A 25,216-nucleotide genomic window follows, 5' to 3' on the forward strand; every position below is an offset into this window, starting at 1 on the left:
ACAATGCCGCCCTTTTTTATTGCCTGGTGTTTAGAAGCTGTAGGTGCCGGTCACGATCAGGCTGCGCGGGTCGCCAAACTGGATCTGCGCGGCGCTGGTGGCCGAGCTGTAGTAGGTTTTGTCGGTAATGTTGTTGAGCGCCGCGCGCAGGTCCCAGTCCTTGGTACGAAAGCCTGCCAGCGCGTCCCAACGGCCATAGCCGGGCAGCACGGCGGTGTTCTGGTTGTCGGCATAGCGCTCGCCGACCAGGGTCAGGCCGGTTTCGCCGTACCAGCCCATTTCCGGTTTCCAGGTAACGAACAGGCTGGCGTTGCGCTTGGCAACGTTGCTCACGCGGTTGCCTTCCTGGCCGTTGTTGTCCTCGACGATGGTTGCATCCTGGATACCGATACCGCCGCGTACGTACCAGTTGCCAACGATGTTGCCGGTGGCGGTCAGCTCGACGCCGCGTGAGCGCTGCAGGCCGCTGAGCAAGGTGATGCCCGGGTTGTTCGGGTCGCTGGTGCGGCGGTTGTAGAGCTCCAGCTCATAAACCGCCAGGGTGGTGCTCAGGCGTTCGTCGAACCAGTCGCTCTTGACCCCGACTTCTTTCTGCCGGGTCTGTTCCGGGCTGGTTTCGTTGGTATTGCCGGCCGCGCCCGGGGTAATGCCGATCAGGCCGCCGCCGACTGGCGAGAAGGTCTTGCTCCAGGAGGCATAGAAGGAGTGCTCCTTCCACGGCGAATAGACCACGCCCAGACGCGGGCTGGTGCTGTTGCTGTCCTGCTTCTCGGAGATACCGCGGACCTTGTTGGTGGTTTGCACTTCGAACTGGTCGAAACGCACCCCGGCCAGCACTTGCCACTGATCATTCAGGCGCAGTTGGTCCTGGAGGTACAGGCCACGGCTGTCGACCACGGTGTGGTTGTTGCTGGAGACCACCATGGTGCCGTTGTGCTGCAGGTTACGGTTGGGGTTGTTCAGGTCCAGGCCCGGCACCGGGCGAGCGCCTGCGCCGGAAGTCGCCGCAGTGTAGAGGATCGGATCGCGGCGCTGGTTACCGAACTCAAGACCGGTGAGCAGGGTGTGCTGCAGGCCGAAGGTGTCGAAATTGCCTTCCAGTTCCAGGTTGTTGAACAGGTTGCGGGTGTTCAGGTCCTGCTGCCAGCGCTGGCGGGTAACCTGGTTGGTGGTGGCGTTGTAGCCGGTCAGGTAAGTATTGTCGAAATCGCTGTTGAGCTTGAACAGGCCCAGGGTGTGGCGCACTTGCCAGGTGTCGTTGAGCTGGTAGTTCAGGCGCGAGCGCAGCGATTGCGCCTTGTCGTCGATGAAGTCGCGCTGGGTATCGCCGTAGGTGGTGTCGCGACCAACGTCGGCCGGGCGGCCGTTGACGCTGGGGATGCCGCGATCGGGGGTACGGTTGTAGCGGCTGTACTCGTATTGCACCAGCCAGTTCAACTGTGGGGTGAGCTGCCAGCTCATCGAGGGTGCGAACAGCTGGCGGCTGCCGTCGATGCCGTCGCGGAAACTGTTGTTGTCCTGGTTGCCCATGTTCAGGCGCAGGCTGATGTTGTCGCTCGGGTCGGCGCTGAGGTCGGCATACAGGCTGCGCAGGTCCTCGCTGCCGCCCTGGGCCTCGATGCTGGAACGGCGGCCGGCTTCCGGCATCTTGCTCACCCGGTTGACGATCCCGCCCTGGCTGCCACGGCCATAGAGCACCGCGGCAGGGCCCTTGAGCACCTCGACCCGCTCGATATTGTGCAGGTCGCGCACGTATTGGCTGTCGTCGCGGATACCGTCGAGGTAGAAGTCGTTGCTGGCATCGAAGCCACGGATGCGCACGCTGTCAAAGCGCGTATCGGCGCCGCTGCTGACGTTGGGGATGCCGCTCAGGGCTTTGCCAAGGTCGTTGCTGCCGTAATCCAGCACGTTGCTGGTCTTCACCGAATCGATAGCCTGCGGCACGTAGCGGGCGGGCGTGGCGGTACGGGTTGCGGTGCTGACTTCACGTACCCGCGGGTCATCGCGTTCACGGTCAGACTCGGCGGTAACCGAGACTTCGGGCAACGTGGTGGTGGCAGCAGTGACCAACCCTGAGCTGAAAAACAGCGACAGGCCCAGGGTCAGGGGAGAGAGGCGGCAAGGGGCAAGCATGACGGACATCCGGGCATTTATTAGAGTGAAGAAATTTTGCGCGAATGATAATGCTTGCCATTTACTAACGTTAATTGTTTCTGGATCTATCGACGAGCTGTTTGTTTCAAAATATTTCTGTCTATCAGCCTTTAGTTTTAGCGGTGAATTTGTACTGTTTTTCGCAACAAAGCTGTAACCCGTGCAGCGTTTTTCGCAACCTTCATCCGGCCTAACCTGACGTCATCATTTTTTCAGGAGGCGCCCATGCCGGTACAAACCACCCTTCACTATGTGTTCGATCCGCTGTGCGGCTGGTGCTACGGCGCCGAGCCGTTGATCAATGCGGCCAGCGGGTTGATGCCGGTTGTGCTGCACGGTGGCGGGATGATGGCCGGAGCCAATCGCCAGAGGGTCTCGGCGCAGTTGCGCGACTTCGTCATGCCCCATGACCGGCGTATTGCCGAGTACACCGGGCAGCCCTTCGGCCAGGACTACTTCGAGGGCCTGTTGCGTGACAACGACGCCGTCTTCGATTCACAGCCACCCATAGCCGCGATCCTGGCAGCAGAGCAGCTCGCCGGGCGTGGCCTGGAGTTGCTGGCGCGCTTGCAGCGTGCGCACTACGTGGAAGGCCGGCGGATTGCCGATGATGGCGTGCTCAAGGCCATCGCCACCGAGATGGGCCTGCCTGCACCCGACTTTGCCAGTGCATTGCGCGATGTGGATACCCAGAGCCATATGCGCACCAGTCGTGCGTTCATGGCCAGCGTCGGTGGCCAGGGCTATCCAACCCTGGTGCTGGAACGCGAAGGGCGGCTGCAGGTCATCGACATCGGTCCTTTCCTCGGCAAGCCTGAGGCCTTCGTGCATTGGCTGGACAGGGAGTTCTATCTGAGCGCGGAGAAAGATGCCGCAAACGCGGCGTTCTGTGCCGCGGATGGCTGCCTTCTGTAAGCAGAAACACTTACTTTTCACGAATTTTTGACATGCTGATCCGCACACGGATAGGATTCGGTCAACGCCTGTAGGCCCATCGGCCAAGAGTCCAGAAAAAAGGCCCGCTGCGAACACTCGCAGGCGGGCTTTTTATTTTCAGACCCGTGAGCGTCAACCCACGCAGGGGGCGTGGTTTTTGGCGTTTGGTCGCAGAGCGTCTTTGACTAAGTAATAAGGAAAATAAAATGTTGAAAACCAGGATCAGTCTGGTCGCGCTGGGGCTTATGGCCGCGACTCAGGCTATGGCCAATGACCAGGCCGAGGCCAAGGGCTTCGTAGAAGACAGCAAAGCCAGCGTTCTGCTGCGCAATGCCTTCATCAATCGTGACAAGAAGCACCATACCAACGACCAGAGCGAGTGGGGCCAGGCCTTCATCGGCAAGTTCTCCTCCGGCTACACCCAGGGCACCGTTGGTGTCGGTGTCGACGCCTTCGGCCTGTACGCAGTGCGTCTGGACGGTGGTAAAGGCCGCAACGGCGGTGGCGGTATCGACTTCTTCAAGCCGGCGGACGGCGACTCGCCGACCAACCAGCAGAACTCCCCGCACAACCTGGCCCGTGGTGGCGCAGCAATCAAGTTCCGCATCTCCAACACTGTACTGAAGTACGGTGACCAGATGCCTGAGCTGCCAGTGCTGCAGTACGACGACGGTCGCCTGCTGCCAGAAAGCTACACCGGTACCCTGATCACCTCCAAGGAGATCAAGGGCCTGGAACTGAACGCCGGTCGTTTCACCCAGGAAGCCCGTAAAAGTGCTGAAGGCCGTGACAGCGGTGGCCTGAAGTCGATCAACGTATTCGGCGGCAGCTACAAGTTCAGCGAAAACCTCTCGGCTTCGCTGTACACCTCCGACGTCGAAGACGTGCTGAAGAAGCACTACCTGGGCGTGAACTACGTTCACCCGATCGCCGACGACCAGTCGCTGACCCTGGACTTCAACGGCTACAAGTCGGACATCGACAAGAAGTACGTCGCTGCCGCCGACCTGACCGGTGACTCCAACACCATCTGGAGCCTGGCGGCTACCTACGCCTTCGGCCCGCACTCGATCACCATCGCCCACCAGCGCAGCACTGGCGACACCGGTTATCAGTACGGCTTCTACCAGAACGCCGGTGGCGTGGGTGACGGTGGCTCGACCATCTACCTGGCCAACTCCTACTGGTCCGACTTCAACGCTGAAGACGAGCGTTCCTGGCAGCTGGGCTACGGCCTGGACTTCGGCGCCTTTGGCGTACCGGGCCTGACCTACAAAGTGGCCTACGTGCGTGGTGACAACATCAACACCCACGGCTTCGGCGAAGGTAAAGAGCGCGAAATCTTCAACCAGTTCAAGTACGTGGTTCAGGAAGGCCCGGCCAAGGACCTGTCCGTCAAACTGCGTAGCTCGTTCCTGCGTACCTCCGAAAGCGTTCGTCAGAACGGCTACAACGACGACGGCAACGAAGTTCGCGTGTTCGTCGAGTACCCGATCAGCATCCTCTGATAGCTGTCTGGTGTCTCCAGCAACCCCGGCCTAGGCCGGGGTTGTTTGTTTTCGCCGCACAGCAGGTTTGATCGCCTGCACCTCGCCGCTCTCCGGCTCGAAGCTGTCGCTGCGGGCCATGCGCCACATCCGTGCATAGAATTCACTGTCGATCGAGCCGCTGAGCAACTCACCGGGCTTGAGGAACACATGCAACTGCGAAAACAGGCGGATCTCGCTGGCGCTGATGCGCCGAACCAGGTGCTTGGGCTTGAGCTCGGCCGGGTGATCCAGGCCGGCAGCAGCCAGCATTTCGGCCAGGGCATGCAGGGTGTTGCGATGGAAGCTGTAAACCCTGTCGGCCTTTTCCGGCACCACCAGGGCGCGTTGGCGTAACGGATCCTGGGTCGCCACGCCGGTCGGGCATTTGTTGGTGTGGCAGCTTTGCGACTGGATGCAGCCGATGGCGAACATGAAGCCGCGGGCCGAGTTGACCCAGTCGGCGCCAATGGCCAGCACGCTGGCAATGTCGAAGGCGCTGACGATCTTGCCGCCGGCACCAATGCGAATCTTGTCGCGCAGGTTCAGGCCCACCAGGGTGTTGTGCACGAACATCAGCCCTTCGCGCATCGGCACGCCGATGTTGTCGCTGAACTCCCGTGGCGCGGCGCCGGTGCCGCCTTCCTTGCCGTCGACGACAATGAAGTCCGGGACGATGCCGGTAGCCAGCATGGCCTTGGCGATACCCATGAATTCCCACGGGTGGCCAAGGCAGAACTTGAAGCCCACCGGTTTACCGCCAGACAGCTCGCGCAACTGGCCAATGAACTGCAGCAGTTGCACGGGGCTGCGGAAGGCGCTGTGCGCCGCCGGTGAGATGCAGTCCTGGCCCATCAGCACGCCACGGGTGGCGGCGATTTCGGCGCTGACCTTGTGCCCAGGCAGGATCCCGCCGTGGCCGGGTTTGGCGCCCTGGCTGAGCTTGACCTCGATCATTTTCACCTGTGGGTCGCCGGCCTGTTCGGCGAAACGCTGCGGATCGAAACGACCCTCCGGGGTGCGGCAGCCAAAATAGCCGCTGCCGATTTCCCAGATCAGGTCGCCACCGTGCTCGCGGTGATGGGGGCTGATGCTGCCTTCGCCGGTGTCATGGGCGAAGCGGCCACGTTTTGCGCCCTTGTTCAGCGCGGCAATGGCATTTGCACTGAGTGCCCCAAAGCTCATCGCCGAGATATTGAAGATCGACGCCGAGTAAGGCTGGCGGCACTGCGGGCCGCCGATGTTGATGCGAAATGAGGCAGGGTCGGGGGTTTCGACTGGCAGCATGGAATGGCTGATGAACTCGAAGCCTGGCCGGTAGACATCGTTGAGCGTACCAAAGGCCTTCTCGGCGCTCTCGTTCTTGGCCCGTGCATACACCAGCGAGCGCTGGGCCCGGGAGAACGGCAGCTTGTCATCGTCGCCTTCCAGCAAGTACTGGCGGATCTCCGGGCGGATGGTTTCGATCAGGTAGCGAATGTTGCCCAGGATCGGGTAGTTGCGCCGCACCGCGTGGTGGCTCTGGCGCAGGTCATTGAGGCCGACCAGGCTGAGCAAGGCGCTGATCAGGGTGAACGGCCACAACCAGGAATGGGCAGAAACAAACGGCAGGCTGGCAAAACTGAAAACGAGACAGCCGACAAGGCAGGCGTAGCGGCTGGGAAGCGAAGCTTTCATGGATCTTCCGCTGATATGAGAGATCCTTCCTAGGATAGGCAAAGCGTCCCGCCAGAAAACCAGTGGTTTCGGTAAAACACTTTTATCCCGGGCGTGCTTGCCAGAGGGCCGTGCTCATGCGCAGGGTGTGGTTGCCCGGGCAAGTATTTGCAGAAACGCCTCGGCTGCCCGCGAGCGCCGCTGGCGGTGGCTGATGGCGAGCAGGTCGATGCTGGCGGCTGCTTCCTTCAGAGGCCGGTAGCACACGCCGCGCTGGTTCAGGGCACGGGTGCAGGCAGGCACCAGGGCAATGCCCTGGCCGGCGGCTACCAGGGCAATGATCGAAGTGATCTGCCGTCCGCGCGGGCCCCGCAGCAAGGGCAATTGGCAATGCTGGAACAAGCGCTCGATGGCATCGTTGAGCCCGGTGCCTTGCTCGTCGGTGTACAGCACCACAGGATGCGCTTGCAGCTGGGTGAGGCTGATGGTGTCGAGTGCCGCCAGCGGATCGTTCGTGGCCAGTGCCACCAGCAGCGGCTCCTGGTCGAGTGGCTGGACGTGCAGCTCCGTGAACTCCTGGGGTGGCAACAGCCGACTGAGGCCGATTTCCAGGGTGCCTTCGACGATGTTGCGCCATTGCGCGCTGGAGGCTTCTTCAACCAGGGTCAGGCGAACCTGCGGGTAGGCGTGGGAAAACTGCTGGATTGCCTGGGTGAAGTGGTCACTCAAGGCCACCGAGCTGGCATAGCCGATGCTCAACTGCCCGGCTGTGCCGGCGGCCAGCTTGGCGGCGAAGCTTTCGCTGCGTGTCAGTTGCTCCAGTACCCCGCGGGCGTAAGGCAGGAACTGCTGGCCTTCGCCGGTCAGACTGACTGCACGGCTGCTGCGCTCGAACAGGCGAAAACCCAGCTGGCTTTCCAGGGCCGAGATCTGCCGGGTCAGCGCCGGTTGCGCCAGGTGCAGGCGCTGCGCGGCGCGGCCGAAATGCAGGTCGTCGGCGACGGCAATGAAATAGCGCAGCTTTCGCACATCGAGCATGTTGCACCTTGAGGTATCAATCGGTCGGAAATCGGTATTGGCCAGTGCCAATGACCGCACCTTATAAACAATACTCGTCACTGTAACGAGTTTTCCCATGCAATCGCGCCTGTCTGCCGCACGAATCGCGATGTTCCTCTGCGGATGCGCCGCGTTTCTGCCGCTCTACGCTACCCAGGGCATCCTCGCCGAGCTGGCGCAGAGCTTCGCCGTGGATGCGCGGCACGTCAGCTGGAGCATCACCGCCACGACCCTGGCCGTGGCCCTGGTCGCGCCCTTCGTCGGCGTGCTGACCCGGCGCTGGAGCCAGAAGACCGTGCTGGTGGCGGCAACCCTGTTGCTCAGCGTGCCGGGCTTGATGCTGGCAGGGGCCAGTGACCTGAACAGCCTGCTGTTCTGGCGCTTTGTCCAGGGCATGCTGATCCCGGTGATCTTCGCCACCAGCGTGGCTTACGTCGGCGAGCGCTGGCAGGGGGCGAAAGTCACCGAAGTTACCAGCCTGTACGTCTCCGGGACCATTCTCGGCGGTTTCGCCGGGCGTTTTCTGACCGGGGTCATGACCCAATACCTGGGCTGGCGCGAAGCGTTCATCCTGCTGGCGTTGCTGACCGTGCTGATCGGCCTGAGCATTCACCGGCTGCTGCCCAGCGGCGCGCGCCTGATCGAAATCACCATCGCCAACAGTCGTATCAGCATGCTGCGCAACCGACCGTTGCTGGCGGCCTATCTGGTTGGTTTCTGTGTGCTGTTTTCGCAGATCGCCACCTTCACCTATGTCGGCCTGCACCTGCTGGCCGCGCCGTTCAACCTTGGCGTTGCCGCGCTGGGTTCGGTTTATGCGGTGTTTTTGCTGGCGCTGGTGGTCACGCCGATTGCCGGCAAGCTGGCCAGCGCCAGGCCGCCGGCGCACTTGGTGGTATTCGCCGGGGTACTGGGGCTGCTGGGCTCGATGCTGACCTTGCTCAGCAGCCTGTGGTGGATCGTGCTGGGGCTGGCGCTCAGTTCCACCGGCGTGTTCCTGGCCCAGGCGGCGGCCAATGCCTTTGTTACGTCCACTGCCAGGCACAACAAGGCCGGCGCGGTGGGCTGCTATCTGACGTTCTATTACCTGGGCGGCAGCGTCGGTGCGCTGTTGCCGGCGCTGCTGTGGCAGCGCTGGGGCTGGTCAGGCTGTGTGCCGCTGATCATGGCCGCGCAGTTGCTGGTGATGCTGATCGCCTGGTTCGGCTGGCAGCCCACCGATTCCACCGACAAGAACGCGTTCAAAGAAACCGCTGACCCCTCCATTACAAGGACGTAAATACGCCAATGAACACCGTGATAGCCCTGCACAGCAAGCTGCTTTCGATCGTCGAGCCGGTCCTCAATGACATGCCGGCCAGCACCCTCAAGCACGCGTTGTTCGAAGCCTTCTGGGCGGTAGAAGAAGAGCTGATGGAGATTGAAAAGGCCTTTGCCCTGTTGACTGAGCGCAAGCATTCACCGGCAGTGCTGCGCAAGTTCTTCGCCAGCTGGTCGAAAACCAACAACTCCGCGGCCAGTGTCTCGGGCCTTGCCAACCGCCTGACCCTGCTGGCCCGCTCCGACGCCGGCTCCATGGCTGCCGACCAGCTGTATCGGGCCTGCGGCAGCCTGCAGCGGATCACCGATGAAGACCTCGGGGCCCTGGGCAATACCCTGCACGCCGATTTGTTCTACAACATGGCGACGCCCCTCTGCGGTGATGATCAGTGGATGCTCAAGGCCAACTGCCTGCCTTCGGCCCAGTCCTTCAAGGACTGGACCGATCGCCAGCGCCTGCGCGAGCGCGACCTGCTGCAAGGCCTGCTGACCACCCTGGTGCATGAGGTTTATACCCACGGCGAGGTCGAGTTCATCCATCCGTTGTTCAAGCAGTGGTTCGTCCGTGACATGGGCATACCGGCAGAGCGCGCGCGGGCAACGGTGGCCTGGGTCACCGTGCACACTGGCGGCACCGAGAGCAATCATTTTGCCCACGCGGTGGCGGCGGTCGAGCAGTTTGTCGAAGCCATGCAGATCAATATCGACCAGGCGGCGGCGCGAGAGATTTTCGAGCACTACCTGCGGTTGAAGGCTGGCGTGATGAAGGAATGCGCCGAGCTGTTGCACTGACCGCTGGATAGGCCGCGCGCAGGCACAGTTCGCTGCCGGCTGAACCCAACTCCGGCAGTTTTATAACGGTCGTGGAGCTAGGCCATGCTACAAGGCAGCTCCACTTCGCCGAGTGACGTCCGAGCATGTCCGCCATCCGTACCGAACAAGCTGCCCCTGGCTTTGGCCTGCTGTGCCTGGCCAGCTACCTGCTGTCGTTGTCCTATGGCTCGACCTTCCTGTTGTCGCTGTTGGTCAGCAGCCGTGGCGGCAACGAGCAGGATGCCGGGCAGATCATTTCAGTTGCCATGCTTAGCACCATCGTCGCCGTACTTGGCAGTGGCCATCTGGCCGACCGCTTGGGTTCGGCACGAGCCATCGCCCTGTCGGCGCTGAGCCTGGTGGCGGCTTGCCTGGGCTTCGCCCTGGTGCCTGGCACCGGCGCGGGCTTGATGCTCTGCGGCCTGATGCTGGGCCTGGGTTGGGGGGCTTTTTACACCCTGGGCCCGATCCTGGTGGCCGAGCGGGTCGAAGCCCAGCGGCGTACCCACTGCTTCGCTTTGCTCTCGGGCAGCATGATGAGCGGCATCGGTTCCGGGCCGCTGGCGGGCAAGCTGGCAGCGCTGTTGCAACTGCCGGTGCAGACGGCGTTCTACACCGCCGCGGGTGCCGCAGTCGCGGGCCTGCTGATCTTCAACCATCTGGCCCGCCAGCCACGGCACGCCACTCAGCCGGTTGGCATCAGCCGCCGCGCTGGCGCAACCGTACTGGCCTCGCCCGCTCGCTGGCCGGTTCTCATGGTCGGCCTGGGCGGCGCGATCTTCGGTGGTCTGGGCAGCTTCCAGACCTCTTATGCCGCCGGGCGCGGCCTGGATTATTCGCTGTTCTTCATCGGCTTCATGAGTGCGGCCATCAGTTGCCGTTTGCTGATCGCCGGCTGGGTGGTCAAGCGTGATGCCTACCGTGCCTCGTGCCTGCTCTCGGGCTTTATCGTGCTCGCCGTGCTGGCGCTGGGCTGGTGGGTACAGGGCAACCTTGGCTATCTGCTGGCCGCAGCGCTGCTGGGGGTTGGATACGGTCTGAACTATTCGGTAATCAACGGCCTGGCCGCCAACCAGGCACCGCCCGGGCATACCCCGCAGGCCTTGCTGCTATTCAGCCTGGCGTACTTTCTCGGGGTGTTCGGCTTTCCCTGGCTGGCCGGGCAGCTGATCGTCAGCGGCGGCACCGAGGCGATGATGCTGTGCCTGCTGCTGGTGGCGTTGCTCAACTGGGCGGTCAGCCTTGGCCGCCTGTTCGGGCGCAGGCGCGCCCGTAGCGTTGCGCAGGCGTTACTGGTCCGGGGCGATGGCAAACATTAACTGGTCGGCTTCCAGGTAAACGATCGCCTCGCGGCCGATGACATCCACCGGGCGAGCGGCAACTGCCTCATGCTCGGGGACGATCTTCTCCAGGCGCTTGGTCACCAGGTCGACCCTCCAGATGCAGGCGAAGCCGCCGTTGTTGTCGAAGTACAGGACCGGCCGGGTCGGGCTCCAGGTCGGGTTGACCAGGCTCCAGCCGCCGGCATCCTTGTCCATCACCCGGTCGTAGGGGTTGCTGTCGCCGGTAAGGTGCGGGTAATAGATCAGCAGGCCGGAGTTATCGTGGTTGAGGTCGCCGCTGATCTGCGCCTTGGCGAAACGCTTGCTGTTGGACTCGGCCGCGTACAGTTGCGTTGAAGGCTGCGGCGTGGCCTTGGAACCCAGTGTGTAGGCCATGCTTTGCTGCGCCTCGCCGCTCATTTTCTGCCGGTAGTAGAACACCCCGTCAATGATCCCGGCATAGCGCCGGCCCTGATCGTTGGCGGTGATACTGTTCCAGCCATCAAAGCGCACATTGCGCGCGAACGGGTGCAGGCCAGGGCGTGCGTCGGAGTATTCGTAGAGGGTGCCGATCGGGCGGCTGTCATAGATATTGCCGGGGTTGCTGCCTTCGTCATCCTGCTTTTCGGCAACGAACAGCACCACGTTCAGCACGCCATCGAGGGTGGCAACGTCCACCAGATAGGCAAAACTGTCTTCGCTCATGTCGGCAACGGTGGCCAGGGGAAAGCGCTGCCACGGCTCATCCTCGACCTGGGTATAACGCTGGTCGCGGGGCAGGGGCTGCAGGCTTTTGGGGTCAACCTGGGAGAGTGCCGGTACTGGCGTCAGCAGTTTGATCTGCTGGTCGTAGGCGACTTCCAGGCAGGCGGCAGTCTCGCAGCGGTTACGCACCTCGCGCAGCCAGAAGTTTTCCAGCTCGCGGAAGATCTTGCGGTCCTTGAGCGGCTTGTAGCGCTCGTTGAGCGTGTCGTCCTTGGCCGACAGCGACGGTGTGGTGCAGATCGCGGTTTCCAGCAGGGTGCTGGCCTTGCTGCAGTCAAAGCCTGCGGCAAGGGTCGCGGGGCTGTGCAGGCAGGCAGCGAACAGGGCAGCAGGAAGCAAGCGCGCGGCGGCTTTCATCGGACATCCATGTGAGGTTGAGCAGGGTGCGGATGATACGTCAGCAAGGGCCATTGCGGAATCTGCCGCAGCAATGTGCCTGGGGTTCATTGGCCGTTGAGTTGTGCGCTCAGGTAGCAATGCAGCTGCTCTGCAATGATCTCTGCGTGTGCAGATTTGACGATCAGGTTAAAAAAATAATATTGCTCGAACAGAGGCTCGATATCGATCTGAGGCACAAGGTAGAACGCAACATAACTTGTGTAGATCGCTTTCACTGCTTCGGAAATTTCTTCGAGGTCCCCTGACAGATTGGTAATGTCGTAGAAAACATTCTTGTACGTTTCATTGATGTCGCTGATCTCTATGTAGGGCGCCTGCTGCCGCTCGCACTGTTCCCAGTGGCTCTTCTGATTTTTGCTGTTTCGATGGGTGTAGTTCATCTTCAGTCCTTTATCTTGAAGTCAGTGACGTGGGTCATTTTCCCTTTAGGATCGAGCTTGGCCATGTAGTGGACGTTGACCCCGTTTACTTTACGCTCCATTTTTGACCAGCCCTTGCCTTTGAAGTGAGGGTCTCCGATCTGGTCGGGCTTGATGATCTCTATCCCGTTTTCCGGATGTTTCTTGACATGATCCAGAGCGAACTCTTCGTTGCGGTTCCGGGGTCTGGTGCGCCCCGTTGATTTGCTTTTTACCCGTCGGGGTTTTCGGAAGCTGCATTTCTTCTTCCAACCCAGCGGGTCGATCCAACCGAGCGGATTCGGTGCGTATTGATAAAGGTTGATGCCCCCCAGCAGGCCGATGGGATCGGGTGTGGTGAAGCGTCCGATATCAGGATCATAGAAGCGAAACGTGTTGTAGTGCAGTCCGCTTTCACGATCCAGGTACTGCCCTTGGAACCTGAGATTCTGCTCTTCGAGGTAATATCCTTCGCGGGTTTCCTGCAGGGTGTTGCCCCATACCAGATAGCTCGCCTGCCAGAGAACGTCACCCTTGAATTCGGTCAATTGCTCTGGCAAGCCGTTAAGGTCGTTGTGGTAGTAGCGCACGTGTTGTTGTGCGCCAGCGCCGTCGACCCGCGCCAGAGGCTCATGGCTGTCCTGATCATAGAGATAGAGACTGGTTCGGCCATGCTGCTGCTCCAGCAAAAGGCGCAGTCCATCCCAGGTAAAACGGGTCTTTTCCAGCAGATTGCCAGCATCGTCGTGCTGGCTTTTTTCGACGCGTCGACCCAATGGGTCATAACGCATGTTCAGCACCCGTTCTCGGCCGCCGATATGGCTGCGGACCTGGATCAAGCGGTGTTCTGCGTCGTAGCTGAACCGTTGCACGCCGTGGCGGCTGCTACGTTTTTCGATCATCCGACCAAAGGCGTCGTAGCGATACCGCTTGTCTTGGTAAGAAAGCAAACGATTATGGCGGACAAGGCCCTTTCCGAGCTCTGAACCGTCGAGCAGATTAGCCGCAGCATCATAGGCAAAGACTTCGCTCTGGCCCTGACCTGTGTTCTGGCTGGCCATGATGCGAGCGCTGGCATCGTAATGCAGCAGTTGCTGGTGCTGGCCTGCAAGATCCTGATTGAAACGACCGATCAAATTGTCGGCAGGATCGAAGTCAAAGCGTTGTTGAACGGGCGCTGGTAGCTGTGGCGGCTGCTGGAGTGAACGACGCAGCCGGGAGCGCAGGCGGCCGCTACGGTCGTACTCGCTGCGGGTGCAGAGCTGTCCCTGGGAGCGAAACACTTCTCGATGCAGGCGGTCGCGCTCGAAGTCACAGATCACCTGGCCATCGAGATTGAGCTGGTGCAGATGGCCACTGCCATAGTAAAGACGATTTAGCCAGCGGCCGTCGCCCAGTCGGGTCTGGGTCAAGTTGCCAAGTTCATCGTAGTAGTGCTGCAGTAAGCCGGCCTGACTGCAGTCCTCAACAAGCTGTCCGAGTTCGTCGTAGCCGAATTCCAATTGTTCGCTGTTGCCGCTGGTATCGGTGAAACAGATGGCGATCAGGTGATCAAGTGCGTCGTAGCTGTACTCGGTTAATCCATCGTCAGTGCGTTTTTGGATTACCCGGCCGGCTGCATCCAGTTGGTAGTGGTGACAGATCGGTTTGAGTGTCGGCTCGTTGTCGTCGGGCGCCGGGACATACGTCTGAGCCGTAACGTTGTTCAGCGCATCATAGTGATAACAGCGGGTGCTTGAATCCAGATACTGTTGCTGGGTCAAGCGATCTCCTTGATCCCAGGCGAAGCGATAACGCTCACCATTTTCGTTGGTCAGCGTGAGCAAACGGCCGTAGGCGTCATAGCCGTACTGAACTTTGCGCCCGTGCGGATCGATGCGCAGGTGCAGCTGACCGCGACGGGTATAGAGGAACTGGGTGGTGTGCCCGGCCGGGTCGGTATGGGTACTGAGCTGACCGTTGCAGTGATACTGGTAAAGGTCGCTGCGCCCATCCGGTAACCGTCGCAGTTGCAAGCGGCCTCGTGCGTCGTATTCATATTCGGTACGTTCGCCGAGGGCGTCGGTGACAGATTGTAGATGGCCACGACGGTCATAGTTCATACGGGTGGGATAGCCCGAACAGTCAACCTGCTCACTGAGCAGGCCGTAATCATTCCAGCGCAAGTGTTGGCGCTTGCCTGTAGCGTCGATCACCTCTACCACTTGGCCTCGTTCGTCGTAGCGATAGCGAGTTATGTTGCCTTGTGGGTCGGTTTCACTGCTGCAGTTGCCGCGCTGATCGTAGCGATAGCTTCGCCGATTGCCTGCGTAGTCGGTCTCTACTCGGGGTAGAGACCAATGCTCCAGCCATAGGGTTGACTCGCTGCGCCCGAGTGGGTCGATGCTTTCGCACAGGTTGCCGGACTCATCGTACAGGTATTGCCATTGCCCACCTTGCGGGTCGGTGGCAGCGAGCAACTGGCGCTCGTCGTTCCACTCGAAGCACCAGGTGTGGCCGAGGGCGTCGGTGTATTGGGTGATCTGGTACTGCGGGTTCCAGTGGCGACTGCTGACCCGTTGCAGGCTGTCGGTGATCCGGGTGATGCCGGCCTCGATGTCGTAGTCGAAACGATACTCGTCGCCATCATCGGTCCAGTGCCGAGCGACGCGCCAGTCGTCCGCAGTGCGAGTCCATTCGTAGAAGCAGCGCAGGCCGCTGGGCAACTGGTGCTCGACCATGCGTCGGCCCTGGTCGTAGCTGAAGCTGCGTTGCAACTGGCCATTGGCGTCGCGCACCTGGGCCAGGTCGCCGTTGTCGTCATAACCATAACTGACCAACAGTTCGGTTGCGCCGTCGCTATACAGGCGCTCGAGAGAACTGATCCGCCCTGGCCATTGAGTGCTGTAATGCAGTTGTACCTGGATCAAGTCGAAGGTATCGCGCAGACCGGTCAAACGACCACTGGCGTCGTAATCAAGATAGATGCGGTTATCGTTGCGGTCACCCAATTGCGCCAGGCGCAGGTGCAGTGGGTCGTTCGGAGTCGGCTGGAACAGGCGATACAATCCGTCGGTACGCTCGATCAGCAGTTCACCGTTGTGCTCGCGGCGTACACTCAGGCCTTCACCTGCGCTGAAGACGGCATCGCCCCGGGGTATGTGGCCCATGTCGATAATACGCGCCTGATCGTCGGTAAACAGCACTCGCTCGCCGCCTTGCGGGTGTAGTTCGATCCTGACAAATACCTCGTAATCGACGCTCCAGCCCGCACCGAAAAGGCCATCGTGGCGGGTGTCACGGCTGCTGTAGAAGCGCTGCCACTCCAGCGGGATCAAGCCGGGCAAGCTGAAGTCCAGATCATCGTCGTCAGCAAGTACCTTGGCCCCGGTGGGGCTATGGACCGGATGCGCAGAGCCGGCTACAGCGGATGTCAACGCACCTGCTACCTGCTCGGTGAGGTAGGTAGCAACGCCGCCAATTACCATACAGCCCAGTTCGCTGTAGAACTTGCCGCCACGCCCGCGCAGCAGCATCAAAGCGGTTATCGCCAGGCCGATGCCCGGGGTCTTGCCACTGCGAATCTCGCGGACCACGATCGAGCCGCCGCCAATGCGCACGTTACTGGAGATCAGCCCGGCGTCGACGATCACCGCCTCGCAGGTGCTGCGATCGCCGCTGCGGCAAGCCGGATGGCCGTTGATGGTGACCTTGCTCGAACCTTCGGCCAGGTACTGCGGCGGCATTGGCGGGTGCTTGCTGCAGAGGATCTTGTCGTCGTCGGCAGGCTCGGTGTTTGGTGCGGGGCTGGCGACCGTGGGCCGCCACATCTGCGAGAAAAAGCCCTTGGCCATGTCGAGGAAGCTTTCTTCTTCCTCTTCGGCAGGTGGCTGGGCGGCATCACTGCCAGCGGGCGCCGCCGCGGCGACGATGACGCCAGCAGCGCGGGCGGCCGGTTTGCCATTGGTGTGGGTGTTCTTCGAGCCAGTGAGGATGTTGGCCTGCACCGAAGGCGGGAACAGAAAATTGCCGATACCCTCGCATAAACTGCTTAAACCCTTGTCGGCCCCGGTCTTGCTCATGGCCACGCCGACCACGATACCGACCACCGCGCCGAGTACGAAGCAGCCGAGGCCGCCGGTGACCACGGTAAGCCCAAGCGCCGCAGTCACCGCCGCGGTGGCCAACATGCCGATGGCGACGTTGGCGGCCACTTCCAGCACACCGCCGACGATGTCGGCCATCATCGAGGTGTGCATCAGCGCATCGCCCTGGCGGGCGGCCCAAAGAGCGTCAGACATGCAAGGTGCTCATCAGGCCAGGGTGTCGAAGTTCAGTGATTGCTTGATCGCTGCCCAGTGCGCAGCCTCGGCATCACCCAGCGGTTGGGCTTTGACGTAACTCAGGGCGAACATCTTGCGCGTGCCGGGCAGTACCAGGGCCAGTTGGTACTGGAAGACCTTTTCGTTACCCTTGCTGAACTGGCTGCGCAGCTCGATGCCTTCCTCCGTCTGCTCGGCGCCCAAGCGCACGGCCTGGCGCGGCTGGAAGCGCAGGTCCTTGACCTGTTGTTGCAGGCGCTCGAGCTGGCCGTCGAAGTTGCTTTGCAGGGTTTCGCCGTCGGCCAGCAAGCTGCGGCTGATGATCAGCGAGGTGCCGAGCTTGGCAAAGCGCAGGATGTTGATGCTGGTGTCCTGCATTTCGGCATCGGGCAGGGCGAGCTGGAATTCGTTGAGGCGATAAGTCATGACGCACAAATCTCTTTATTGGCTGGCTTTGGGCTTGGGGAAGATCGCTTCCACGGCGCCATCGATGGTGCCTTTGACGCCTTGCCCGTCCGCAGTGGCGCCGGGGGCGCCGCCGATGTTCAGGTCCAGGGTGCCGCCGGTGTTGAACTGGGCATTGCCTTGGGCGTTGAAGTTGAACTGCACGCCGGTGAGGTTGATCTGGCCGCTGGCGTTGAGTTCGAGCACGCTCTTGCCGCACACCAGGCGCAGGTTTTCGCCAACCTCGATCAGGTAGCTGCGGCTGATGCTGTCGGTCTTGGTCGAGCCCACCAGCAAAATGTCATCGCGCTTGACCGCGCGAATGCGGTCTTCGCCGATGGTCGCCACTTCGCTGAAGTCCACCACCTTGTTGCGGTTGTGGCCCACCCAGTGGCTCTCGTCGTTCTCGACTTCGATGTCCTGGTTGCGCTCGGCGTGGATGTACAGCTGTTCGGCGCCCTTCTTGTCCTCCATGCGGATTTCGTTGAAGTTCGCCGGCGTGCCGCCTTTGCTCGAACGGCTTTTCATCCCGCTCTGGGTCGCATTGGCCGGCAGGTCGTAGGGCACCGTCTGCTCGGCGTTGTAGACCCGGCCGGTGATGATCGGCCGGTCGGGGTCGCCTTCAAGAAAGCTGACGATCACTTCCTGACCGATCCGCGGGATCTGCATCGAACCCCAGTTCTTGCCGGCCCAGGCCTGGGACACGCGAATCCAGCACGAGCTGTTCTCGTTGGACTGGTCATGGCGGTCCCAGTAGAAGTGCACCTTGACCCGGCCATACTGGTCGGTCCAGATCTCTTCCCCGGCCGGGCCAACCACGATGGCGGTCTGCGGGCCCTTGACCTGCGGGCGCAGGGTGCTGGCCAGGGGGCGGAAGCTCTGCTGCGCATCGATGCAGCTGAGGTTGCTTTCGAACTGTGCATTGCCGCCGCCGGCGCCGGTTTCCAGGCGCTCCTGGACGATGTAATAGCGGGCACCGACGATCAGGTATTCGCGATTCTGGTCCTGGCGGCTGAAGCCGCTCATGCTGAACAGGTTGCCTGCCGCCAGGCCGCGGGCATTGCCGCGCAGTTCGATGCGTTCATGCAGGCTTTGCAGCGCTTCGATACGGGTACGGGCGTAATGCTCGCCGTCCTCACTCTGCACATAGGTGCCGGGGTAGTCGTACAGCGGGTAGTCGCCGGCGCTGTGCGGGCGCGGCATTTGCGAGCGCACGTCGATGCGCGCGCTGGGGCGCTGGAAGTCGTAGTCGTTAAGCTCCAGCGAGCCGGACTGCACCTCCTGGGCCAGGTGCCAGTCGTTGAGGTGGTCACGCTCGCGGTGCTGACCATCAGGTGGAAAGTACGGCACCGACTCGTAGCCCGGCACCACCTGGTGGGCGCCATAGGCATCGGCCAGCACCAGCACGTGGCGGTCCTTTTCGTGGCGGAAGTAGTAGTAGATACCTTCCTGTTCCATCAAGCGGCTGACGAAGTCGAAGCTGGTCTCGCGGTACTGCACGCAGTACTCCCACTCGCGATAGGGGCGGCTCAAGCTGTCTTCGAAGTCGGAAAACCCCAGGTCGCGAAATACCTGCTTGATGATCTGCGGGATGCTCTGGTTCTGGAAAATGCGGCAATCGGAGGTCTTGCTCAGCAGCCACAGCCAAGGCCGCAGGGTTACGCGGTAACTGGCGAACTGGCCGCGGTCGATGCTCTGGCTGCAGCGCGAAACAATGCCGTGAAAATACCGCGAGCGGCCCAGCTCCAGTTGCAGGCTGAGGCTCATGGGCTTGCCGAGCAACTGGTTGAGGTCGATGGCCGAGTTGTCCGAGGTCAGTTGCAACTCGTAGTCGAACAGCCGCCCCAGCTCTTCGCCGCCGCCCATTTCCGCCAGGATCAGCGCATCCGGGCCCAGCGGGCTGTTGATCTGCGCCAGTCGGGTGAATTGCTTGAATAGCATCGCTTATCTCGTCAAACGCGCCATCACGGCGCGTCGCTGAAGTGGTAGTGCAGGTCGTTGTCGCGGCGGCTGATGCGCACCCCGGCCAGGGCCTTGCCTTCGAGCATGCGGGTGAGGAACTCGCGGCTCATGTCCGGCAGCAGGCTGTTGGTCAGGATCGCGTCGATCATCCGCCCGCCGCTCTCGGTCTCGCTGCAGCGCGAAACGATCAAGTCGACCACTTCGTCGTCGTAGTCGAAGGCCACTTTGTGGGTGCCTTGCACGCGCTTGCGGATGCGCTCGAGCTGCAGGCGGGTGATGGCCTTGAGCATCTCGTCGCTGAGCGGGTAGTAGGGGATGGTCACCAGGCGGCCGAGCAGCGCCGGCGGGAAGATTTCCAGCAGCGGTTGGCGCAGGGCGCTGGCGATGGCCTCGGGTTCAGGGGTGTTCTGCGGGTCTTTGCACACCCGGGAAATCAGCTCGGTACCGGCGTTGGTGGTGAGCAGGATCAAGGTGTTCTTGAAGTCGATCACCCGGCCTTCGCCGTCTTCCATCACGCCCTTGTCGAACACCTGGAAGAAAATTTCGTGCACGTCCGGGTGGGCTTTTTCCACCTCGTCGAGCAGCACCACGCTGTAGGGCTTGCGCCGCACCGCTTCGGTCAGCACGCCGCCTTCGCCATAACCGACATAGCCGGGCGGGGCGCCCTTGAGGGTCGAGACGGTATGGGCTTCCTGGAACTCGCTCATGTTGATGGTGATGACGTTCTGCTCACCGCCGTACATGGCTTCGGCCAGGGCCAGGGCGGTTTCGGTCTTGCCTACCCCGGAGGTGCCGGCGAGCATGAACACGCCGATTGGTTTGTTGGGGTTGTCGAGGCCGGCGCGGGAGGTCTGGATACGCTTGGCGATCATCTGCAGCGCATGGTCCTGGCCAATGATGCGCTTGGCCAGGTGCTGGTCGAGCTTGAGCACGGTCTCGAGCTCGTTGCGGGCCATGCGTCCGACCGGGATGCCGGTCCAGTCGGCAACCACCGAGGCCACCGCCTGATAGTCGACGGTTGGCAGGATCAGCGGGGTTTCACCTTGCAGGGCGCTCAGGCGCTGCTGCAGCTCGATGAGTTTTTCGCGCAGCTCATGGCTCTGTTCGCTGCCGGTGTCGCGGTCGACCACCCCAACGTTTTCGCGCAGCTGCGCGCGGGTGGCCAGCAGCTCGTCGACCAGGGCCTTCTCTTCGGCCCAACGGCTTTCCAGTTCGGCCAGGCGCTCGCGCTCGGTAGCCAGCAAGGTTTCAGACTGTTGCTGGCGGTTGCCGATGGCGATACCGATGGCCTGCTCGCGGGCGATGATCTGCAGCTCGGTTTGCAGTGCCTCGATGCGTCGACGGCTGTCGTCGACCTCGGCCGGTACCGCATGCAGGCTGATGGCGACACGGGCGCAGGCGGTGTCGAGCAGGCTGACGGACTTGTCTGGCAACTGGCGCGCCGGGATGTAGCGGTGGGAGAGCTTGACCGAGGCTTCCAGGGCTTCATCGAGGATCTGCACCTGATGGTGCTGCTCCATGGTCGAGGCCACGCCGCGCATCATCAGCAGTGCCTTGTCTTCGCTCGGCTCGGCGACCTGCACCACCTGAAAACGCCGGGTCAGGGCCGGGTCTTTCTCGATGTGCTTCTTGTACTCGGCCCAGGTGGTGGCGGCCACGGTGCGCAAGCTGCCACGGGCCAGCGCGGGCTTGAGCAGGTTGGCAGCATCGCCGGTGCCGGCGGCACCACCGGCACCGACCAGGGTGTGGGCTTCGTCGATGAACAGGATGATCGGTCTGGGCGAGGCCTGCACGTCCTCGATGACCTGGCGCAGGCGCTGTTCGAACTCGCCTTTCATGCTCGCCCCGGCCTGTAGCAGGCCGACATCCAGGCTGCGCAATTCGACGTCCTTGAGCGATGGCGGAACATCGCCGGCAACGATGCGCAGGGCAAAGCCTTCAACCACCGCGGTTTTGCCCACCCCGGCTTCACCGGTGAGGATCGGGTTGTTCTGCCGGCGACGCATGAGGATATCCACCAGTTGGCGAATCTCTTCGTCGCGACCAACGATCGGGTCGAGCTTGCCGCTGCGCGCCTGCTCGGTGAGGTCGACGGTAAAGCGCTTGAGCGCTTCCTGCTTGCCCAGGGCGCTGGGGGCCATGGCGCCGCTGGCTTCGCCCGGCACGGCGCCGGCATTGAAACCGTCGCTGGCGCTCAGGGCGTTTTCCGGCGAGTCGCCGACGTACTCGTCAAAGCGCTCGCTGAGGGCTTCGACCTTGATCTTGGCAAACTCCGACGACAGGCCGAGCAGGGCATTGCGCAGGCTCGGAGTCTTGAGGATGCCGAGCACCAGGTAACCGGTGCGCACCTGGCTTTCGCCGAACATCAGGCTGCCATACACCCAGCCACGCTCCACCGCCTCTTCGACGTGGGACGACAGGTCGGTGATCGAGGTCGAGCCGCGCGGCAGACGGTCCAGGGCCTCGGTCAGTTCGCGGGCCAGGCGCGCTGGCTCCAGGTTGAACTGGCGAATGATGCGGTGCAGGTCCGAGTCCTGCAGTTGCAGCAACTGATGAAACCAGTGGGCCAGTTCTACATAGGGGTTGCCCCGCAGTTTGCAGAACACCGTAGCGGCCTCGATGGCCTTGTAAGCGACGCTGTTGAGCTTGCCGAACAGCGCGGCGCGACTGATTTCACCCATGTTCCGGACTCCTTGTGGATTGCGATGCGCGCGTCTCGGCGTAGTACCGAGCCAGTGTCAGGTCGCTGGCATCGTGTTGCGGGCGGCCGAGCCAGGTATCGAAACCCAGGCGTCGGCCAGTGTTGAGTTGCAGGGGGGGTATTTCGTCCTGCTGCAGAATCAGTTGCAGGTCCCAGTCCAGCTCGTGCCCCTGGTGCTCGGCGACCCAGGCCACCAGCGCGGCGAAGGCACTGCCATCGGGCAATAGCGACAGGTATTGCTCCAGGCTCAGCGGCCCCAGGCAGATGCGGAACTTGTGCTGGCGGTCCCAGACATGGCTGCCCAGGCACACATCCATGCCCAGCTGATTGGCGCTCGCGCCCAGGCGGCTGCGTTCAGGCAGTTGCAGCCACTGGCCAACGTATTCCTCGATGCTTACCGGCACACCGAAGTAGGCCCCGAGAATGCCGCGCAGGCCATCCGGATAGCGGGTCTGGGCGGCGAGGTGGCCGCTGTAGTGCAACTTGGCGGTATCCGGCAACGGGCCCTGATCACGCAGCGCCGGGGTGCCGCGCCCGCTCAGGGCGGCCAGGCGGGCGGCCCAGTAGTCGTCATCGGGCCGGTCATGGCTGACCGTCGGCCGCGCTTCGGCCCAGGCCCGGTAGAACAGGCTCAACAGACGGTGATGAAAGACATCGAGAAAGCGCTTGCTGGTGCTGTCGGCATTGTTGCGCTGGCGCTCGCGCATGTACTCGGTCAGGTGTAGCGGCAAGGGGCCGTTGGGGCCGCCGAGGCCAAAGAAGAACTGCTCCAGGCGCGCCGGGCCCTGATCACTGGCAGGCGTCAGCGCCGCCAGGGTGGCCGGCGCAAACGCACAGTCGAGCTGCTGGCCAAGGCGCACCGGATCATCGGCCAGGCGCAGCGAATGGCCGAAGCGTGGCAGCTGCGGCGACTCGCATTGCAGCCGGCGCAGGGCCTGGAAGAAATCGTAGTTCCAGGGTTCGGCCTGCATTTCGCTGAGGATGTTCACAGGGTCGGACGGCGTCCGGGCTTGGCTTTCCATCGCATGATCTCGCCGCGTTCGGTGGTACGGAGCACCGTCTCGGTAAAGCTGTTGATCGACACGTAACGTGCCAGGAAGCGCTCGAACACCGCACCGAGCAGGAACACGCCAGTGCCGCGAAAGGCGTTTTCGTCGAATTCCAGGGTGATCTCCAGGCCACGGCCAAAGACGATCGGCCCCGGCATCGGCAGGCGTCGCGTGCAGGCCTTGCTGCTGACCTCGCGCAGGCCGTCGATCTGCAGCTGCAGGGCGGCGTCGTGGCTGTCGCCGTACAGGCGCAGCAACTCGCGCAGGGCGGCGGCGCCCTGGCCTTGCTCGGTCAGCGACAGGTAGTTCAGCGACAACTGGCTGATCAGACGCCAGGCCTTGTTGTCATGGGCATGGCTGGCCCGTGGCCGGCTTGGCCCGGCCAGGCAGCGAATGGCGGCCACCGGCGCGCTGTCGGCCAGGGTGAAATCACTGCGGCCATCGCCGACGTTCATGAACAGCGCCAGGTCGCGATTGGTACACAGGGCACTGACCCCCAGTTGTCGCAGGTCGTGGCGGTAAGGCGCCTGTTGGCCATCGACCAGGCTGATGAAGGTTTCGCTGCCCATGTAGGTCGAGCGGGTACCGTTGCGGCGCTGCTCGCTGGAAAGCATGCGCGGCTCGCGGCGGACGATGTAATAGGCCTGGTCACGGCCGTAGCGCGACGGGTCGCGTACGGCATAGAAGGGCAGGAAAGCCTGGTCGGGGCCGGTGCCGTGGCCGGTAACGCTGCTCAACGAGTGGATCTCGAAATCCGTTGGCCGGGTGCGGTCGGCAATCACATGATGTTCGTTGACCCGGTCATTGAGGTGGATGCGGTCGACCCGGCGCGGGAACAGGTTGATCGCCGGTGTGCAGAAGGGCACGAACTGCTCGGCGCCGACGCTGCCTTCCAGGCTCTGGTCGTAGCGCTCGAACAGCACGATCAGCTCCAGCTCCTGACCATCGCAACGCTTTACTGCGCGATCCAGTTCGGCAAATTCGACGAACAGAAAACGCTGCGGCAGGGCGAAGTACTCCTGCAGCAGGCGGTAACCCTGGAATGCCTGCGGCACCACCGGTAGCGCCGCCTCGCGGTCATCGAAGCCGCAAGGGCGCAGGGCCGAGGTCGGGATGCGCTCGACCCAGTCGCTGCCAGGCTGGCGCGCGAACACCGCACAGGCGTTGCCCAGCAGCTGTTCGTACAGGCGAAACGGCAGTTCGTCGGCGCCGTTCAGGTACAGCGGCAGGCTGCTGAGGTCGAGGGCGTTGAACGGCAGGTCGGCGCCGGTACGCAAGGTAATGCGCAAGCCGGCGCGGGCTTTCGGTTCGCTGGCGGCCAGGCGCCCGAGGCGGGCTGCCGGGTTGCCGAAGTATTCCGCCTGGGCGACTTGCAGCGGCCACAGGGTAACGGGATGGGCACTACGAAACTCGCAAGGCGTTTGCGAATCGCGACCAAGGGTGGCGCGCAGCACGCTGCCACGCGGCAGGGTGAAGCCGGCACTGAGCGAACCTTCATCTGGATCGGCCTGCATCTGCACCACCGTCATCGACGGCGTCGGCGCCAGGTAGTGCGGGTAGGCGATCTCCAGCAGGTTGTGGGTGAAGGTCGGGTACTCGGCATCGAGCTTGAGTTGCACCCGTGCGGTCAGGTAGGCAAAACCTTCGAGCAGGCGCTCGACATAGGGGTCGGCGCAGTCAATGCCGGACAGGGTCAGGCGCCCGGCGATCTTCGGGTATTCCCGGGAAAATTCTGCCGCGCTTTCGCGGATGTGTTGCAGTTCCTGGTTGTACAGCTCGAGCAGGCGCGGGTTCATGGACGTCTCCGGCGCTCGGCGGGGGCCACCCGGACATGCCCGGATTCCAGGTCAAGGCCGGTGCGCAGCAGCAACGGTAGTGCCGCCGGCTGGGCCCACAGGTCGCCTTCGATCTCGAAACTCAGGGCGTTGTTGTTCATTTCCCCCGGTGCGACCTGGGCGCGAACCCTCAGGCTGCTGCGCAGGATGCGCGGTTCGAAGGTGGCGATGGCCTGGTAAATGATGCTCTCCAGTGCGCTGATATCAATGTTCGAGGCGCTGTTACCGGCCAGTGCCGGCAGGCCGTAGTTGACCACCGAAGTGCCGGCCGGGGTGTTGAGGGTGGCGGCCGCATCGAGCAGTGAAGTGGTGTTGAGCAGCCAGGTGAGGTCGCGCAGTACCGAGGCCTTGAGCTGGCTCAGCGAAAGCACGCGCTTGTCGTTGGCTTCTTGCAGGTTGCCGGGCTCGTCGTCGGTCAGACGATCGAGCAGCGAAGGCTGCAGACGGTCACGTGCAGCGATTTCGGCTACCAAGGGGCGGCTCCGGTGGTGATATGCGTGAGTGCGTTATCCCTATCGCGGGGCAAGCCCGCTCCTACAGGGTGGGAGCGGGTTTGCCCCGCGAAGAGGGCGAAAC

17 protein-coding genes are annotated in these 25,216 nt (G+C 62.5%); 5 read left to right on the plus strand and 12 right to left on the minus strand.

What is annotated here, in order from left to right:
• Positions 1-30 precede the first annotated feature (30 nt).
• Entirely contained in the window at positions 31-2,133 is a 2,103-nt protein-coding gene (locus tag JYG36_RS02220; RefSeq protein ID WP_045201187.1) for a TonB-dependent receptor, read from the minus strand.
• A gap of 246 nt (positions 2,134-2,379) precedes the next feature.
• Between JYG36_RS02220 and JYG36_RS02225 the strand changes: the two genes are divergently transcribed.
• Together JYG36_RS02225 and JYG36_RS02230 are read left to right on the plus strand one after the other, a co-directional pair.
• Positions 2,380-3,069: a DsbA family protein gene (locus JYG36_RS02225; protein WP_213602967.1), complete on the plus strand. Its 690-nt coding sequence runs from the start codon at positions 2,380-2,382 to the stop codon at positions 3,067-3,069.
• Between the two features lie 227 nt (positions 3,070-3,296).
• The gene (locus JYG36_RS02230; RefSeq protein ID WP_045201189.1) at positions 3,297-4,598 is read left to right on the plus strand and encodes an OprD family porin; all 1,302 of its coding nucleotides are present in this window, start codon (positions 3,297-3,299) and stop codon (positions 4,596-4,598) included.
• Positions 4,599-4,628: 30 nt separating this feature from the next.
• Here the strand turns inward: JYG36_RS02230 and JYG36_RS02235 are convergent, their stop codons facing one another.
• The gene (locus tag JYG36_RS02235) at positions 4,629-6,293 is read right to left on the minus strand and encodes an FMN-binding glutamate synthase family protein (RefSeq protein ID WP_093378458.1); all 1,665 of its coding nucleotides are present in this window, start codon (positions 6,291-6,293) and stop codon (positions 4,629-4,631) included.
• 114 nt (positions 6,294-6,407) lie between these two features.
• On the minus strand, positions 6,408-7,310 hold the full coding sequence (locus JYG36_RS02240) for a LysR family transcriptional regulator (RefSeq protein ID WP_213602969.1): 903 nt from the start codon (positions 7,308-7,310) through the stop codon (positions 6,408-6,410).
• Positions 7,311-7,407: 97 nt separating this feature from the next.
• On the opposite strand from JYG36_RS02240, the gene JYG36_RS02245 reads away from it, so the two are divergent.
• The 3 genes from JYG36_RS02245 (at position 7,408) to JYG36_RS02255 (ending at position 10,783) form a co-directional block, all read left to right on the plus strand.
• Positions 7,408-8,610: an MFS transporter gene (locus JYG36_RS02245; protein ID WP_213602971.1), complete on the plus strand. Its 1,203-nt coding sequence runs from the start codon at positions 7,408-7,410 to the stop codon at positions 8,608-8,610.
• Between the two features lie 8 nt (positions 8,611-8,618).
• The gene (locus tag JYG36_RS02250; RefSeq protein WP_045201193.1) at positions 8,619-9,443 is read left to right on the plus strand and encodes a hypothetical protein; all 825 of its coding nucleotides are present in this window, start codon (positions 8,619-8,621) and stop codon (positions 9,441-9,443) included.
• Between the two features lie 125 nt (positions 9,444-9,568).
• Positions 9,569-10,783, plus strand: a complete 1,215-nt coding sequence (locus tag JYG36_RS02255; protein WP_213602973.1) for an MFS transporter — start codon at positions 9,569-9,571, stop codon at positions 10,781-10,783.
• On the opposite strand, the gene JYG36_RS02260 is transcribed toward JYG36_RS02255, so the two are convergent.
• The 9 genes from JYG36_RS02260 to tssE form a co-directional block, all read right to left on the minus strand.
• Complete coding sequence (locus JYG36_RS02260) at positions 10,754-11,908, minus strand: lysozyme inhibitor LprI family protein (RefSeq protein ID WP_045201195.1); 1,155 nt, start codon at positions 11,906-11,908, stop codon at positions 10,754-10,756. The two genes, JYG36_RS02255 and JYG36_RS02260, sit on opposite strands and share 30 nt — an antisense overlap.
• 86 nt (positions 11,909-11,994) lie before the next feature.
• Positions 11,995-12,330 (minus strand): hypothetical protein, encoded by a 336-nt coding sequence (locus JYG36_RS02265; protein ID WP_093378468.1) that lies wholly within the window; start codon positions 12,328-12,330, stop codon positions 11,995-11,997.
• 2 nt (positions 12,331-12,332) lie between these two features.
• Positions 12,333-16,628, minus strand: a complete 4,296-nt coding sequence (locus JYG36_RS02270) for an RHS repeat-associated core domain-containing protein (RefSeq protein WP_249744388.1) — start codon at positions 16,626-16,628, stop codon at positions 12,333-12,335.
• A 12-nt stretch (positions 16,629-16,640) separates the two neighbouring features.
• Positions 16,641-17,075: a DcrB-related protein gene (locus tag JYG36_RS02275; protein WP_213602974.1), complete on the minus strand. Its 435-nt coding sequence runs from the start codon at positions 17,073-17,075 to the stop codon at positions 16,641-16,643.
• 15 nt (positions 17,076-17,090) lie between these two features.
• Positions 17,091-19,034 carry a type VI secretion system Vgr family protein gene (locus JYG36_RS02280; RefSeq protein WP_213602976.1) on the minus strand — a complete coding sequence of 648 codons (1,944 nt, stop codon included), beginning with the start codon at positions 19,032-19,034 and terminating at the stop codon, positions 17,091-17,093.
• A gap of 23 nt (positions 19,035-19,057) precedes the next feature.
• Positions 19,058-21,736: a type VI secretion system ATPase TssH gene (gene tssH, locus JYG36_RS02285; protein WP_213602978.1), complete on the minus strand. Its 2,679-nt coding sequence runs from the start codon at positions 21,734-21,736 to the stop codon at positions 19,058-19,060.
• Positions 21,729-22,778, minus strand: a complete 1,050-nt coding sequence (tssG, locus tag JYG36_RS02290; protein ID WP_213602980.1) for a type VI secretion system baseplate subunit TssG — start codon at positions 22,776-22,778, stop codon at positions 21,729-21,731. The genes tssH and tssG overlap by 8 nt, the downstream gene beginning before the upstream one ends.
• Positions 22,742-24,601, minus strand: a complete 1,860-nt coding sequence (tssF, locus tag JYG36_RS02295; RefSeq protein WP_093378488.1) for a type VI secretion system baseplate subunit TssF — start codon at positions 24,599-24,601, stop codon at positions 22,742-22,744. The genes tssG and tssF overlap by 37 nt, the downstream gene beginning before the upstream one ends.
• The gene (tssE, locus tag JYG36_RS02300) at positions 24,598-25,113 is read right to left on the minus strand and encodes a type VI secretion system baseplate subunit TssE (RefSeq protein ID WP_213602982.1); all 516 of its coding nucleotides are present in this window, start codon (positions 25,111-25,113) and stop codon (positions 24,598-24,600) included. Before tssE ends, tssF begins: the two co-directional genes overlap by 4 nt.
• Positions 25,114-25,216: the final 103 nt, after the last annotated feature.

Source organism: Pseudomonas sp. SORT22 (genome assembly GCF_018417635.1).
In the GTDB taxonomy this organism is placed as follows: domain Bacteria; phylum Pseudomonadota; class Gammaproteobacteria; order Pseudomonadales; family Pseudomonadaceae; genus Aquipseudomonas.

Bases quoted from the DNA above. Each gene is read 5' to 3' on its own strand.
- JYG36_RS02250 (WP_045201193.1), top strand. From the start codon at position 8,619: ATGAACACCGTGATAGCCCTGCACAGCAAGCTGCTTTCGATCGTCGAG.
- tssH (WP_213602978.1), bottom strand. From the start codon at position 21,736: ATGGGTGAAATCAGTCGCGCCGCGCTGTTCGGCAAGCTCAACAGCGTC.
- JYG36_RS02230 (WP_045201189.1), top strand. From the start codon at position 3,297: ATGTTGAAAACCAGGATCAGTCTGGTCGCGCTGGGGCTTATGGCCGCG.
- JYG36_RS02270 (WP_249744388.1), bottom strand. From the start codon at position 16,628: ATGTCTGACGCTCTTTGGGCCGCCCGCCAGGGCGATGCGCTGATGCAC.
- JYG36_RS02245 (WP_213602971.1), top strand. From the start codon at position 7,408: ATGCAATCGCGCCTGTCTGCCGCACGAATCGCGATGTTCCTCTGCGGA.
- tssG (WP_213602980.1), bottom strand. From the start codon at position 22,778: ATGGAAAGCCAAGCCCGGACGCCGTCCGACCCTGTGAACATCCTCAGC.
- tssF (WP_093378488.1), bottom strand. From the start codon at position 24,601: ATGAACCCGCGCCTGCTCGAGCTGTACAACCAGGAACTGCAACACATC.
- JYG36_RS02255 (WP_213602973.1), top strand. From the start codon at position 9,569: ATGTCCGCCATCCGTACCGAACAAGCTGCCCCTGGCTTTGGCCTGCTG.
- JYG36_RS02260 (WP_045201195.1), bottom strand. From the start codon at position 11,908: ATGAAAGCCGCCGCGCGCTTGCTTCCTGCTGCCCTGTTCGCTGCCTGC.
- JYG36_RS02265 (WP_093378468.1), bottom strand. From the start codon at position 12,330: ATGAACTACACCCATCGAAACAGCAAAAATCAGAAGAGCCACTGGGAA.
- JYG36_RS02220 (WP_045201187.1), bottom strand. From the start codon at position 2,133: ATGCTTGCCCCTTGCCGCCTCTCTCCCCTGACCCTGGGCCTGTCGCTG.
- JYG36_RS02225 (WP_213602967.1), top strand. From the start codon at position 2,380: ATGCCGGTACAAACCACCCTTCACTATGTGTTCGATCCGCTGTGCGGC.
- JYG36_RS02280 (WP_213602976.1), bottom strand. From the start codon at position 19,034: ATGCTATTCAAGCAATTCACCCGACTGGCGCAGATCAACAGCCCGCTG.
- JYG36_RS02240 (WP_213602969.1), bottom strand. From the start codon at position 7,310: ATGCTCGATGTGCGAAAGCTGCGCTATTTCATTGCCGTCGCCGACGAC.
- JYG36_RS02275 (WP_213602974.1), bottom strand. From the start codon at position 17,075: ATGACTTATCGCCTCAACGAATTCCAGCTCGCCCTGCCCGATGCCGAA.
- JYG36_RS02235 (WP_093378458.1), bottom strand. From the start codon at position 6,293: ATGAAAGCTTCGCTTCCCAGCCGCTACGCCTGCCTTGTCGGCTGTCTC.